This is a genomic window from Neobacillus niacini, from assembly GCF_023715415.1.
Taxonomy (GTDB): domain Bacteria; phylum Bacillota; class Bacilli; order Bacillales; family Cytobacillaceae; genus Neobacillus; species Neobacillus niacini_C.
Genome location: NZ_JAMBOB010000003.1, coordinates 1 through 12,119, shown reverse-complemented (window position 1 = coordinate 12,119; position 12,119 = coordinate 1). Strand labels below are relative to the sequence as shown.

Here is a 12,119-nt window from a genome sequence, read left to right as displayed (position 1 = left end):
ATTCAAACTACTCAGTCCATTTTTCCCAACAAATGATTCAATTTCTTAAGACCATTAATAATATCCTTTAGCGACTGGTCTGTTTCCCCTTCAATAGCATTCGATATTTTCTCAATTAATTCTTTATTGATCTCTTCTACTACCCTTATTCCCTTTTGAGAAAGAGCTACCTTTACCACTCTCTCATCGGCTACATCTCTTACCCGCTCAATAAATCCTTTACCTTCAAGCTTTTTGCACATTGTGGATATATTGGTACCGGCAATATGCAATCGGGTGGCTAAGCTTCCAATCGTATGAGAACCGTGCTGCTGTATTTCTAATAGTATTCTACCTTGCAATGTAGTTATCCCATGATGTTCACATAAGTTGATAATTAAATTATTCGTTCTTTCATTAATCTTCCTTGTGTAATTCCACAGGATATTTTTAAAATCAACTACATCCATGTGCGCCTCCAATTAACTATGATTTATAATGTATATGATTTATATACATTATAAATCATAGTGTTATTTTTTGCAAAAACAAACAAAAAAGTAGAAAGTACATGACTCGTTATTTTATGGTAACAATAAATGAATATGTAGAATGACGATATCGAGAAGGAGGAAGATGTTTTGGAACATACTTGGCTTTCTCTTTTGCCTTTTATTATTGTAATTGCCATGTCCATTTGGTTAAAAAATATCTTACCCGGTCTAGTCGTTGGACTTGTGGTTGGTTCTTTAATATTCACATCGGATATAGTAGATGGTACGATTCAAAGTGTTTCCTATATGGTCACCACCCTCTCGGATGAAACGAATATTAAAATTATCGGATTTCTCTACTTATTTGGTGGTCTGGTGGGAATGATGAACATTTCTGGAGGGATTAAAGGTTTTTCCGAATGGGTTGGGACGAAGATAAAGAATGAACGAGGTCTGCTTGGTTTAATCTGGCTTACCCTCCCTTTTACCTTTATGATGCCAATGTTTCGTATCATGATGATTGGACCTGTCGTCAAATCCCTGGCGAAAAAAATGAATGTCTCCAAACAAAAAGTTGGACTAACTATGGACATCTCTACTGAATCCGTCATCGTCCTTTTACCAGTTGCGACTGCATTTGTTGGTTTCATGGTGTCTTTAGTGGAAGGCAGTATTCGGGATTTGGATTTTGGGATGTCGCCCTATGAAGTATTTTTACTAAGTATTTTGTTTAACTTTTTTGCCATTACCACGCTCATCATTGGATTAATCCAAACCTTTTGGAATCGTAGCAAGAGGGATTCTAATGTAATGGGTGTTCAAGAGCAGCTGGAAGAAGAAGAGCATGAATTTCACCGGATTGGCATAAAAAAGGAACTTTCAATGGTAAAAGCTCAGCCGTGGAACTTGATTGTACCTGTCTTTTTACTTTTAGGATTATCATTGGTTTTATTGTGGCAGGATGGCAAGAGTAAGGGAGCAAAAACCGTATTTGATGCCTTTTCTATCGCAGATGCTACCTTTGTCATGCTTTTAGCCGTCTTTATTACACTAATTCTATCGTTCATTTTTTATATACTTAGACGTCAACATCTTAGTGAGCTTCTGTACCATTTCTATGATGGCGGGAATCAGATGATAGAGGCAATAAGCCTGCTCGTGCTAATTTGGTCATTAACCCTTTCAGCAGAGGATTTGGGTTTTTCTACCTTTATTAGCTCAACCTTAGGTGCATTCTTACCAGCCTGGTTAACTCCGGCCACTATTTTCCTGCTCGGTTCTGTGGTCGGCTATTTTATTGGTTCCTCGTGGGGAACATGGGGATTATTTATGCCATTGGGCGTAAGTTTAGCGGTTTCAACCGGTGCGTCCATCCCATTAACCATAGGTGCTGTATTTGCCAGTGGAGCCTTTGGGGCATTGGCCTCACCATTAGGAGATACCACCATTACGACCGCATCTATCATGGATTTGCCAATCGTTGAGTATGCGCGATATAAATTGAAGGTTTCCGTCATTGGAGGAATCATTTCAATCATTTTCTATTTAGCGGCGGCCTTCCTTATTTGAGATATCTACACACTTTTTCAAGATATCTACACAAAATTACTCAATTTCTAAAAATCTGTGATAAATAATAAACGACCTAAGAAAAGTCGGGTAACTTTTCTTAGGTCATAATTTTTTTGAAAGCAAAAGTATACCACTCAGCGTGGATTTTTTAATCTTGCATAGCTCCTGCCTCTCGGGAAGTCATTGCACCTTGTCCCAGGCTTACATCTTTTTGAATTTCTTGTTTTACCTTTTGTGGATCAGTTCCTGCAAATTCTGGTTTCATAATAGAACCTAACCTCTGTTTAGTTTGTTGATCCGGTTTCATCCTAGTCCTCCTCAAGTTTTGTATAACCCTCTTATTATTTACAATAAAATCCTCGGTATATCCCAAGATTTCCAACGAATTTTTTTGAGATTCTTGCCTCATTCAACGCAAAAAATCAGTAATTTTGAACATACTAGAATAGCGCAATCAACTAAATTCAATTACAATATTATCAGACTTCTTTGTAGACAAATCGCTTAAAAATTAATGGTATTAAGAGAGGCGGGAAGTAAAATGGAAACATCAAAAAAAATAGTTGTAGAAACAACGGTTCAAGCACCAGTAGAAAAGGTCTGGGAATATTGGACAGAGCCAACTCATATTACAAAATGGAACTCGGCTTCAGAAGACTGGCACACCCCAATTGCAGAGAATGATTTGCAAGTTGGCGGGAAATTTCTTTCAAGAATGGAAGCTAAAGATGGCAGTTTTGGATTCGATTTTGGTGGGGTTTATGATGATGTTAGATTAAATGAGGGTATTGCTTATACCTTAGAGGATGGAAGAACAGTTACAATCAAGTTTATTCCTCAAGGAGATGAAACAAAGGTAATTGAAACTTTTGACGCTGAAAACACCAATCCTATTGAAATGCAAGAAGCCGGCTGGCAGGCCATTTTAGATAATTTTAAAAAATACATTAATAACTCAAAATAATAAGGTATGTATTAGAACCGAGCAAATGAAAGGTAATGACTCCTTAATTCGCTCGGTTCCTTTTTTGTCTTTCCACAACCTATTTGTATAGATCATATTGTCTTAAACTATAGGGCCAACTACTGGGTGCGGTACGTATGGTTCCTCTAGTGATGTAACTTCTTCAGGTGTTAACTTAATTGAAAGTGCTGGTACGGCATCTTCAAGATGTGATATTTTTGTAGCTCCTATAATAGGTGCTGTTACCGGTTGCTTTTGCAGCAACCAAGCAAGTGCTATTTGGGCGCGAGGTACGCCACGTTTTTCAGCAATAGTAGCAACCTGTTTTGCAATCAATCTGTCCGTATCAGCAGTAGCATCATATTTAGACCTCTGAACTTGGTCAGTTTCAGAGCGATACGTTGCTTCCGACCAATCTCGTGTTAGTCTTCCAGACGCAAGCGGGCTATACGGAATCACACCAATATTTTCTTCCTTACATAACGGCAGCATTTCACGTTCCTCTTCACGATACAAAAGGTTTAAGTGATTTTGCATCGATACAAACCGTGTCCACCCATTTTTTTCTGCAACATGGTTCGCTTTTAGGAACTGCCATGCCAACATAGCAGACGCACCAATGTATCTTACCTTTCCAGCCTTCACAACATCATGCAATGCTTCCATTGTCTCTTCGATAGGAGTGTTATAATCCCAGCGGTGAATTTGGTACAGATCAACATATTCTGTTCCCAGTCGTTTAAGACTCTTGTCAATTTCACTCATAATATGCTTTCGGGAAAGCCCTTTACCATTTGGACCTTCATGCATAGGGAAATAAACCTTCGTTGCAAGGACAATTTCATCCCGATTAGCAAAATCCTTCAGAGCTCGTCCAACAATTTCTTCGCTTGTTCCGTCTGCATATACATTCGCTGTGTCAAAAAAATTAATTCCTAACTCAAGGGCTTTTTTAATAATCGGACGGCTGCTCTCTTCATCAATCACCCATGGATGGACCCATCGTTCCGCTACACCAAACCCCATACAACCAAGGCAAAGCCGAGATACATCCAAACCCGTATTTCCAAGTTTCACATATTCCATATGATTTGTCCTCACTTTCCAAAATATTGATACCCATTTCCTATTATAACCAGAAAGGTAGCACTACTTTTGTTTTAATTATTTCTGTATTTAATTACTAGTTGCTATTGCATTGACTGGATACCAATTGTCTCCACGTTTCTCAAAATGCATTTCCATCTTCATACACCAAGTGTTTCTAAAACCATAAATTCTAGCATCAATTCTAGTATCACAAATGAGAATTGCTGTTGTCTCATCTATTGTGATTGTTGTTTTTTGAGGCATGGTTTTGAAGTATTTCATTTCTTCATTTTCTATTTGTTCAAGCCATTCTTGCTTACCTTGATGATAACCAGTAATGTGTACTAACACATAATTGTTATCAAGGATGTTTTCTAATGTTTCAGTGTCTTTTTTAACCATTGCATCATCAATTCGTTGATAAACTGCTAGGACTTTTTGTTTATCTTCACTCATTTTTTCACTTGCAACCTCCTCAAAAGTATCCCGAAGTGTTATTTTCGTTTGAATAATTGAGAGAACATTGTAGCCCCCGAAGACAACTTTGAATCTCTGTAAAAAGTACATTTTCTAACTTAAGCGCTATCTATACCTTTCTTATTAGGGCTTGTTTACACCCAAACTGCGACGAACTTCCAATTCCGGTGTTACAGTCAATTTAACAATCAAATCTGCAATGCTCTTTCGTGATACTTCAGCCCTTTAAATGGTTCACCTTTATGAGTTATTTCATAGTCAACTTCATCTATATTAGTAAACCATCCTGGTCTCAAAATCGTATAGTCAAGGTTCGAGGCTTCAATGACCGCAGCCGATTTTCGGTAGGGATTTAAAATACTACCATGGCTTTCTCCAGGGACTTCATCATAAATGCCCATTGAGCTTATCCAAATCAGACGTCTAAGGCCAGTAGCCTCCATTGCCTCCACAATAGTCTTTGACATTTGTTCTAGATTACCAGCAAAATTGGCATACACAACATCCTGTCCAATCATAGTTTCTTTTAGTTTTCAAAATCCATAACATCGCCTTCGACTACTCTGACACGATTTGAATCAAGGTTTCCTAGTCTACGTGAGTTTCGCAAATAAAGCGTCAACTGTGTATCGGTTTCTTTAAGGAACATATCAAAAGCTACACGAGCAAGTGATCCGCTTGCTCCAAGGATTAATACATTAGTCATATTCAATAACTTCCTTTCATTCTTTTGTTGTCCTTCATATTTTTTATTGCTTTGAGAATTCCCAAGCAAAATGATAGGGCGTTTTTGAGTAATAAAAATAACAAATTATTTTACCCATCTTCCTAAATTGATGCTTTAATAATTCGCACTGATGAATTATGTGACATCTGTATATAATTATAAACAGAAACATTAAGTCTACAATTTCCAAATATCCTCGATTCGTGAATTAGTGCACGAATCAACAATAATTGTGTAATTATTATTAAAAAAGTTGGTGACTCTCTCAATGTCTAAAGTGGATAGAAGAATACTAAAATCACAAGAAGCGATAAAAAAAGCTGTTATTGAACTGATGTCTGAAAAAAATTTTGATCAGATTACGCTACAAGAAATTTCCGATCGAGCAAATGTTAGCCGAAGAACCATCTATCTTCATTACATGGATAAATTTGATTTGCTAGATAAACTCATTAAAGAACATATCAACTTACTAAGAGAATTGGCCGAATCATCATCTGATATGGATTTTATAGACGGGAATTTGATTTGGTTTGAATACTTTGAACATAATTATTTATTCTTTTCAACTATGTTAACCAGTAAAGGAGCTCCTTCTTTCCGTAGGCAGTTCCTTGAGTTTGTGATGGACGGGTTAAAAGGTGAAGTAAATATAAATGAAGGAAAAAATCACGGAATAAATGAAGAGCTCATTCTTCGATTTATCGCAGGGGCTTATGTAGAAATCGTGGAATGGTGGTTCACAAATGGAATGCCTTATCCACCTAAATTTATGGCGGAGCAAGTCGGGATATTAATTGAGCGGATTGTATAGTTAGATCAAATTACAACGTAAAGTAGTGACAATACTCGGAGTTAGTTATTGTAAACAAAAAATATACGATAGGCAGACAACTAAAGCGTGAAAGAATTCCAAAAGAAAATGCCACCATATTGGCAGCACGATCTTCTCTTCTAATATTCCTAAGCAGAACTAGAGTTATTTATACAATATGTCGTCTCTAAGAGATGCCACTTTAGTTAATGCTGTATCTATATCTGTTTCATTTACTCCAAAGTGAGCAAGTGCGTCGTGAAGATGTTTTTCAATTGCATTAAAATGAACTGGTTGAAGATTCATCCCTTCGTGGGCTTTTTCCATAGATTGTCCAGAATATTGATTTGGACCGCCTAATGCAAAACTAATAAATTTTGACTGATGACTTCGTTGTTTTTCCATATCCGTTTCTTTAAAAAAATGATTAACTGTATCATCCTTAAGGACCAACTCGGAGTAAAAATAGTCCACCACTTTTGTAATAGCTTCTTCTCCACCAACTTTTTCATAAAGGTTTTGTTCCATATGTACACTCCTAAATAGAATTTAATAGAAGTATTTTTCTACCGAAAGATCTTTTTATTCTTTAATTATTTAAAACCTTTACGATCCTTTTAGTACACTTTTTCCCAGTACAAGAAACTAATCCCTTATTCCAGCTTTAATTAACATTTTCTTCATTTTTGCTTTTTCATATTTGTAGAACTATTCTCTAACTATAAATTCCTATCCAATAAAATCCCTATTTGTTCTGCCACAACTTTCGAGGGTTCTGATAATCCGTTAGTGATCCACGCTATTACTGTCTCTACGATGGCAGCTCCAAAAAATTTAAGAATTAAATCCTTACTTAATCCTTGATTTATCCCTTGGGTTACATATACTTCAGTGAATTGCTAGAAACGACAACAGACCCAACGCTGAAAGCAGGATTAGATGAATTTTATAAAATTGCGATTGATGCAAACAGCGTTGCTCGTGCCATCGCATTTGCCATTGAGCAACCTTCTGATGTAGCCATTAATGAGATAATCATTCGTCCAACTGTTCAAGTTGGTTAATACTAAAGTTTATTGGAGGAATTAAAATGACAAAACATGAAGAAGTAAAAAATGGCGTAATTTTCCCAGTTGGCGAGAAAAATGAAGCTTATGCACAATTTTTTGTAGGACAAAGTTATCTTAAATCTTTAGTTGCTGATCCTAAAGTGAGTGTTGGCGTTGGGAATGTGACTTTTGAACCAGGATGCCGAAATAACTGGCATATCCATCGTGATGGATTTCAAATTTTATTAGTAACTGGTGGAGAAGGTTGGTACCAAGAAGAAGGAAAACCTGCTCAATTCTTAAAAGCTGGCGATGTTATTGTCACTCACGATGGTGTGAAACACTGGCATGGTGCCGCAAAAGACAGCTGGTTTGAACATATTGCAATCACTTCAGGTACACCAGAATGGTTAGAACCTGTTTCAGACGAAGTATACGAAAATGCAACTAAATAATTGTAAAAAACAAACGCATCGAATTTATGGATTTGATGCGTTAATTTTTTACGAAAAAAAAGATACAAATGAAAGTGAGGATGTACGAGATGGTGAACGACTTCATGCAAAACTATAAGATTTGAATAACTGTCATCTCTCACGAGCTATTGACCCGTTTGCTCCAAGAATTAAAACATTAGTCATCTCTAAAACAACCTTTCGGTCAGTTAATTACTTTTTGATTCCGAAGCATTTACTGGATACCAATTGTCTCCACGTTTCTCAAAATACATTTTAACTCTCATACTCCAAGTGTTTCTGGTGCCATAAATTCTAGCATCAATTTTTGTATCACATATGAGAATAGCTGTATGACCGTTAATCGTGATGGTTGTCTTTTGAGGTATGGTTTTAAAGTATCTCATTTTTTCATTTTCTATTTGTTCCAGCCATTCTTGCTTACTTTGTTGATAGCCGCTCATGTGTACAAATTTATGATTGTCTTCAAAGATGGTATCTAATGTTCTAGCATCTTTATTAACAATTGCATCATTAATCCGTTCATAAACTGCTAGGATTTGTTGTTTATCTTTTATCATATTTGTACTTGCAACCTCCTTTTTCATATACATTCATCCCATCTAAACATCAATTCGTAGAAGGCATCTCTACTTGATTTACTCCCGCACGGCGTATGAAGAATGCTGTGACCAATCCACCCAATGCTATAATCATCGTGAACAAGAACACGTTATGTGACCCGAACGTCATCGCTTTTGCCAATTCGGTCGGTAGAGTCGGCGCAGTGGAGTCCTGCAAGTAATGATTCATACCGCTCGTAAGGATACTAATTGAGAATGCCGTACCGATTGCACCCGCCACCTGCTGCACAGTGCTCATAACAGCTGTACCGTGCGGGTATAACTCAGGCGGCAATTGGTTTAAGCCATTGGTTTGAGCGGGCATAAGCACCATGGCTGAGCCAATCATGAGCCCGACATGCAACACTACGATCAAAGTCAATGTAGAAGCGGTGGAAATACTGGAGAAAAGCCATAACATGACCGCCATGATAACGATTCCTGGAATCACAAGCCACTTCGGACCATATTTGTCATACCAGCTTCCCATGCGCGGCGATAGGATTCCGTTCAACGCACTACCCGGCAACAACATGAGCCCAGCGACCAATGTAGAAAGGTCCAAACCGTTTTGATTTAGCAAATACATTGGCAGAATAATCATGGTAGACATAAATATCATCATGCACATTACAACCAAAATGACCCCAACAATGTACATTGGATACTTAAAGACACGTAGATTCAACAATGGTTGTTTCATAAAAATTTGACGTAGTATGAATAGTACGATTGCAACTAACCCAACGATAATTGATGACATCACAACTGGACCTGTCCAGCCTACAGAGCCTTCACCCGCATGACTGAAACCAAAAACGATTCCTCCGAATCCAATCGTTGAAAACATGACGGACAGAGGATCGATACGTATCTTTGTAACTTCGGTGACATTTTCCACATACTTCAGACCTACCAACAACCCGATAATCAAAAACGGCAGCGAGATCCAGAAGATATAATGCCATGATAAATATTGTATGATTACACCTGCCACGGTCGGACCGAGTGCTGGAGCGAACATATAGACAAGTCCGACTGACCCCATCGCCGCACCACGCTTTTCCTGCGGATACACAACGAGAACTGTATTGAAAATAAGAGGCATCAACAACCCTATACCGATTGCCTGTAGAACTCTTGCCACCATCAACATCTCGAAATTCAACCCAATGGCGGCAATCAATGTACCGACGATTGAGCTTGAGAGTGCGCCGATAAATAACTGTCTAGTCGTAAACCTCTGCAGTAACAAACCGCTTATCGGACTCAAAATTCCTAGAGTGAGCAAAAATCCCGTCGTCAACCACTGTGCGGTTGCAGCCGAAATTTGGAAAACCTCCATTAAATTACTGAGTGCAATATTGAGGGCATTTTCGCTGAGTATACCGACGAAGCCGCAAATGAGCAAAGATGCCATAATTCCACGCGTATTGTATTGTTTATTTTTTTCCATCTCAATCTCCCTTAGATTTTTCTACTCTAGACCTAGAAAGAAAAGATGGGTCAACACATTGGCATGGCTAACCCATCTTTTGTCTGGGGTTCATTCTTCCCCATTAATTATCTAGAATTGCAAATTTCCTTTCATTATAAAATTACTGATTTAATTCTCTTCTATCATTCCACACAAAATTTGATGTTCTTTTAGCGATCAACCATTTTCCGTTTTCATAAACGTACTCATCTTTATAGGAAACTGCCGATGCATTATTTATCTTTTTTCCATTTTCATTAGTAATAAGGTCTACACGACAATAGAGAGTTCCTTCAGCTTTATTTCCGTTTATCGACACCACATGTTGACCATTGCTATGATAAACCGTTTCAAAATTTGCTAAGAAACCTTCAAAAGCATTTCCTATTTCTTGTGTCCCTTTGAAACTTGAAGTTAAATCACCGTTTACATAGGAATCCACAGTGGCATCTTTAGTAAAAAGTTCTATTTGCTTCCAAACTTCTTTTTTGTCCGCCAGTATGGAAAAATTATCGACAAGTTCTCTAAGAGCTCTTACGTTCTCTAATTCGTTAATTCTTTCTTCCAATGATTTGTTATTTTGTGTCATTTTTCTTCCTCCTAATTTTCTTCATGACAATTTATTTTTCCCTAATCAACCGTTTTACTTATTCAATATTTATGTTGTCAGAAATTTCGCGCCAATTGATATACTCGGTTTGGCGCCATATTAAATATTAAATTTAATGTTGTTTAGCATCTTTACTCGTTCAACATCGCCAACCTTATGGAATAAGCTTTTTTTCGTTTCTAATGAAGCGACCATCTTCATATCTTCTTGGCTTAATTCAAAATCAAAGATCTTAAAGTTTTCGATGATTCTTTCTTTACGTACAGACTTTGGAATGGCAACGACTCCTCTTTGTGTCAACCATCTCAAGATGACTTGCGCTACAGATTTGTTGTATTTTTTGGCAATCGAAAGTAATACTTCGTCTTGGAAGATGTTATTTTTGCCTTCGGCAAGAGGTCCCCAAGATTCTATCTGGACATTGTTCTCTTTCATAAATTCAGCACTTTCCGTTTGTTGAAAAAAAGGATGAACTTCCACCTGATTTACAGCAGGAACAACTTCATTATGCACCATTAAATCTAACAGGCGGTCGTTTTGGAAGTTGCTGACTCCAATTGCCCTGATTTTTCCCTCTCGATACAATTCCTCCATCGCACGCCAGGAACCATATACATCACCATACGGCTGATGAATTAAATACAAATCCAAATAATCAAGTTGAAGTCTTTGCAATGATTTTTCAAATGCCCTCTTGGTACTTTCATAGCCTGAATCCTGAATCCAGAGTTTTGTCGTAACAAAAACCTCTTCTCTCGGTACACCACTTCGTTTAATGGCTCTGCCGACAGCTTCTTCATTTTGATAAGCAGCAGCTGTATCAATCAGGCGATAGCCTTCCATTAGAGCGTCGTAGACGCATTGTTCACATTCTTTTGCATCATTAATTTGGAAAACACCAAATCCAAGTATCGGCATCTCAACACTATTGTTTAAAATCACTTTTTGCATGTTAAACCCTCCAATTTATTTAATTCATATTGATGGTTTAATACTCATCTGTGTATAATATATAATAAAAATAGAATGAACCCTATAACCAATTTCATGCGTTTCGTGCATTAATACACACATTAAAAGAAATTGTGAATTTTTGGAGGTCAGGCATATGACAAAAGTGGATAGAAGAATTCTTAAATCACAAGAAGCGATTAAAAAAGCATTTATTGAACTACTGAATGAAAAAGGTTTTGATAAAATGACCATACAGGATATTTCCGACCGGGCAAATGTTAATAGAAGGACTGTTTATCTTCATTACTTAGATAAATTTGATCTTTTGGATAAAATGATAGAGGAACATATTATCCATCTACGAAATATGTTTGAATCATTATTAGAAACGGACATTATATCTGCGGGACAGGCATTTTTCGAATATTTCGAGATCAATTATTTATTCTTTTCTACGATGATGGTCGGTGGAGGTGCGCCACATTTTCGTGCTCAATACCTTGAATTATCCGTTGAGTTGTTAAAAACTGAAGTCAATGTCACCGAAGGGAAAAATAAAGGATTACATAAAGATATCATTCTTCAATTTGTTGCAGCAGCTTACGTTGAAATAGTGGAATGGTGGCTGAAGGAAGGAATGCCTCACCCTCCTCGTGTTATGGCAGAACAGTTGGGAGAATTAGTAGAGAGAATATTATAATTAATCGTTAGAATTCCTGTAGATGGTTAATTTTCACCTTTGAAAATAAAAAGGCTCCTCAGTAAGATATGAGTCTAGACACCACTCTAACTCAAACCCTAAGGAGGAACCTAATATGAAGTTTAAGATGCAAGA

General features: G+C 37.2%; 19 protein-coding genes. 7 read left to right on the top strand and 12 right to left on the bottom strand.

The features are described from left to right. Positions 1–11: 11 nt before the first annotated feature. Positions 12–449: a MarR family winged helix-turn-helix transcriptional regulator gene (locus M3189_RS06665; protein ID WP_251633045.1), complete on the bottom strand. Its 438-nt coding sequence runs from the start codon at positions 447–449 to the stop codon at positions 12–14. A gap of 171 nt (positions 450–620) precedes the next feature. Here M3189_RS06665 and M3189_RS06660 point away from each other — a divergent pair, with 171 nt between their 5' ends. Beyond that, complete coding sequence (locus tag M3189_RS06660) at positions 621–2,042, top strand: Na+/H+ antiporter NhaC family protein (protein ID WP_251633039.1); 1,422 nt, start codon at positions 621–623, stop codon at positions 2,040–2,042. Between the two features lie 151 nt (positions 2,043–2,193). Here the strand turns inward: M3189_RS06660 and M3189_RS06655 are convergent, their stop codons facing one another. After that, positions 2,194–2,352 carry a hypothetical protein gene (locus M3189_RS06655; RefSeq protein ID WP_251633037.1) on the bottom strand — a complete coding sequence of 53 codons (159 nt, stop codon included), beginning with the start codon at positions 2,350–2,352 and terminating at the stop codon, positions 2,194–2,196. Between the two features lie 234 nt (positions 2,353–2,586). Here M3189_RS06655 and M3189_RS06650 point away from each other — a divergent pair, with 234 nt between their 5' ends. Further along, on the top strand, positions 2,587–3,009 hold the full coding sequence (locus tag M3189_RS06650; RefSeq protein WP_251633035.1) for an SRPBCC family protein: 423 nt from the start codon (positions 2,587–2,589) through the stop codon (positions 3,007–3,009). A 102-nt stretch (positions 3,010–3,111) separates the two neighbouring features. Here M3189_RS06650 and M3189_RS06645 read toward each other — a convergent pair whose 3' ends face one another. The 4 genes from M3189_RS06645 to M3189_RS27295 all read right to left on the bottom strand — a co-directional run bounded on the left by M3189_RS06645 (position 3,112) and on the right by M3189_RS27295 (position 5,281). Continuing rightward, positions 3,112–4,095, bottom strand: a complete 984-nt coding sequence (locus M3189_RS06645; protein ID WP_251633033.1) for an aldo/keto reductase — start codon at positions 4,093–4,095, stop codon at positions 3,112–3,114. 90 nt (positions 4,096–4,185) lie between these two features. Then, the gene (locus M3189_RS06640) at positions 4,186–4,665 is read right to left on the bottom strand and encodes a nuclear transport factor 2 family protein (RefSeq protein ID WP_251633031.1); all 480 of its coding nucleotides are present in this window, start codon (positions 4,663–4,665) and stop codon (positions 4,186–4,188) included. A gap of 98 nt (positions 4,666–4,763) precedes the next feature. Next, the gene (locus M3189_RS27300; protein WP_251633029.1) at positions 4,764–5,093 is read right to left on the bottom strand and encodes an NAD(P)H-binding protein; all 330 of its coding nucleotides are present in this window, start codon (positions 5,091–5,093) and stop codon (positions 4,764–4,766) included. 8 nt (positions 5,094–5,101) lie between these two features. Continuing rightward, entirely contained in the window at positions 5,102–5,281 is a 180-nt protein-coding gene (locus M3189_RS27295) for an NAD(P)H-binding protein (RefSeq protein WP_251633028.1), read from the bottom strand. A gap of 289 nt (positions 5,282–5,570) precedes the next feature. Here M3189_RS27295 and M3189_RS06625 point away from each other — a divergent pair, with 289 nt between their 5' ends. Beyond that, entirely contained in the window at positions 5,571–6,116 is a 546-nt protein-coding gene (locus M3189_RS06625) for a TetR/AcrR family transcriptional regulator (RefSeq protein ID WP_251633025.1), read from the top strand. 165 nt (positions 6,117–6,281) lie between these two features. On the opposite strand, the gene M3189_RS06620 is transcribed toward M3189_RS06625, so the two are convergent. Together M3189_RS06620 and M3189_RS06615 are read right to left on the bottom strand one after the other, a co-directional pair. Next, the gene (locus tag M3189_RS06620) at positions 6,282–6,644 is read right to left on the bottom strand and encodes a group I truncated hemoglobin (RefSeq protein ID WP_251633024.1); all 363 of its coding nucleotides are present in this window, start codon (positions 6,642–6,644) and stop codon (positions 6,282–6,284) included. Positions 6,645–6,835: 191 nt separating this feature from the next. Continuing rightward, entirely contained in the window at positions 6,836–6,985 is a 150-nt protein-coding gene (locus M3189_RS06615; RefSeq protein ID WP_353057406.1) for a TetR-like C-terminal domain-containing protein, read from the bottom strand. 27 nt (positions 6,986–7,012) lie between these two features. Here M3189_RS06615 and M3189_RS06610 point away from each other — a divergent pair, with 27 nt between their 5' ends. From M3189_RS06610 to M3189_RS26885, 3 genes are read left to right on the top strand one after another with little or no spacing between them, the layout of a single operon-like run. Further along, positions 7,013–7,180, top strand: a complete 168-nt coding sequence (locus M3189_RS06610) for a hypothetical protein (protein ID WP_251633022.1) — start codon at positions 7,013–7,015, stop codon at positions 7,178–7,180. A gap of 26 nt (positions 7,181–7,206) precedes the next feature. After that, positions 7,207–7,620, top strand: a complete 414-nt coding sequence (locus M3189_RS06605) for a cupin domain-containing protein (protein ID WP_251633020.1) — start codon at positions 7,207–7,209, stop codon at positions 7,618–7,620. After that, a complete protein-coding gene (locus tag M3189_RS26885) occupies positions 7,607–7,738 on the top strand; it encodes a hypothetical protein (RefSeq protein ID WP_285889445.1) in 132 nt (43 codons plus the stop codon). The genes M3189_RS06605 and M3189_RS26885 overlap by 14 nt, the downstream gene beginning before the upstream one ends. 91 nt (positions 7,739–7,829) lie before the next feature. Here the strand turns inward: M3189_RS26885 and M3189_RS06600 are convergent, their stop codons facing one another. The 4 genes from M3189_RS06600 to M3189_RS06585 all read right to left on the bottom strand — a co-directional run bounded on the left by M3189_RS06600 (position 7,830) and on the right by M3189_RS06585 (position 11,281). Continuing rightward, positions 7,830–8,228 carry a nuclear transport factor 2 family protein gene (locus tag M3189_RS06600; protein ID WP_251633018.1) on the bottom strand — a complete coding sequence of 133 codons (399 nt, stop codon included), beginning with the start codon at positions 8,226–8,228 and terminating at the stop codon, positions 7,830–7,832. Positions 8,229–8,250: 22 nt separating this feature from the next. Then, a complete protein-coding gene (locus M3189_RS06595) occupies positions 8,251–9,699 on the bottom strand; it encodes an MDR family MFS transporter (protein WP_251633017.1) in 1,449 nt (482 codons plus the stop codon). A gap of 142 nt (positions 9,700–9,841) precedes the next feature. Then, complete coding sequence (locus M3189_RS06590) at positions 9,842–10,309, bottom strand: nuclear transport factor 2 family protein (RefSeq protein WP_251633016.1); 468 nt, start codon at positions 10,307–10,309, stop codon at positions 9,842–9,844. Between the two features lie 120 nt (positions 10,310–10,429). Beyond that, positions 10,430–11,281 carry an aldo/keto reductase gene (locus M3189_RS06585; RefSeq protein WP_251633015.1) on the bottom strand — a complete coding sequence of 284 codons (852 nt, stop codon included), beginning with the start codon at positions 11,279–11,281 and terminating at the stop codon, positions 10,430–10,432. A 157-nt stretch (positions 11,282–11,438) separates the two neighbouring features. Between M3189_RS06585 and M3189_RS06580 the strand changes: the two genes are divergently transcribed. Further along, on the top strand, positions 11,439–11,984 hold the full coding sequence (locus tag M3189_RS06580) for a TetR/AcrR family transcriptional regulator (protein WP_251633013.1): 546 nt from the start codon (positions 11,439–11,441) through the stop codon (positions 11,982–11,984). Positions 11,985–12,119 lie beyond the last annotated feature (135 nt).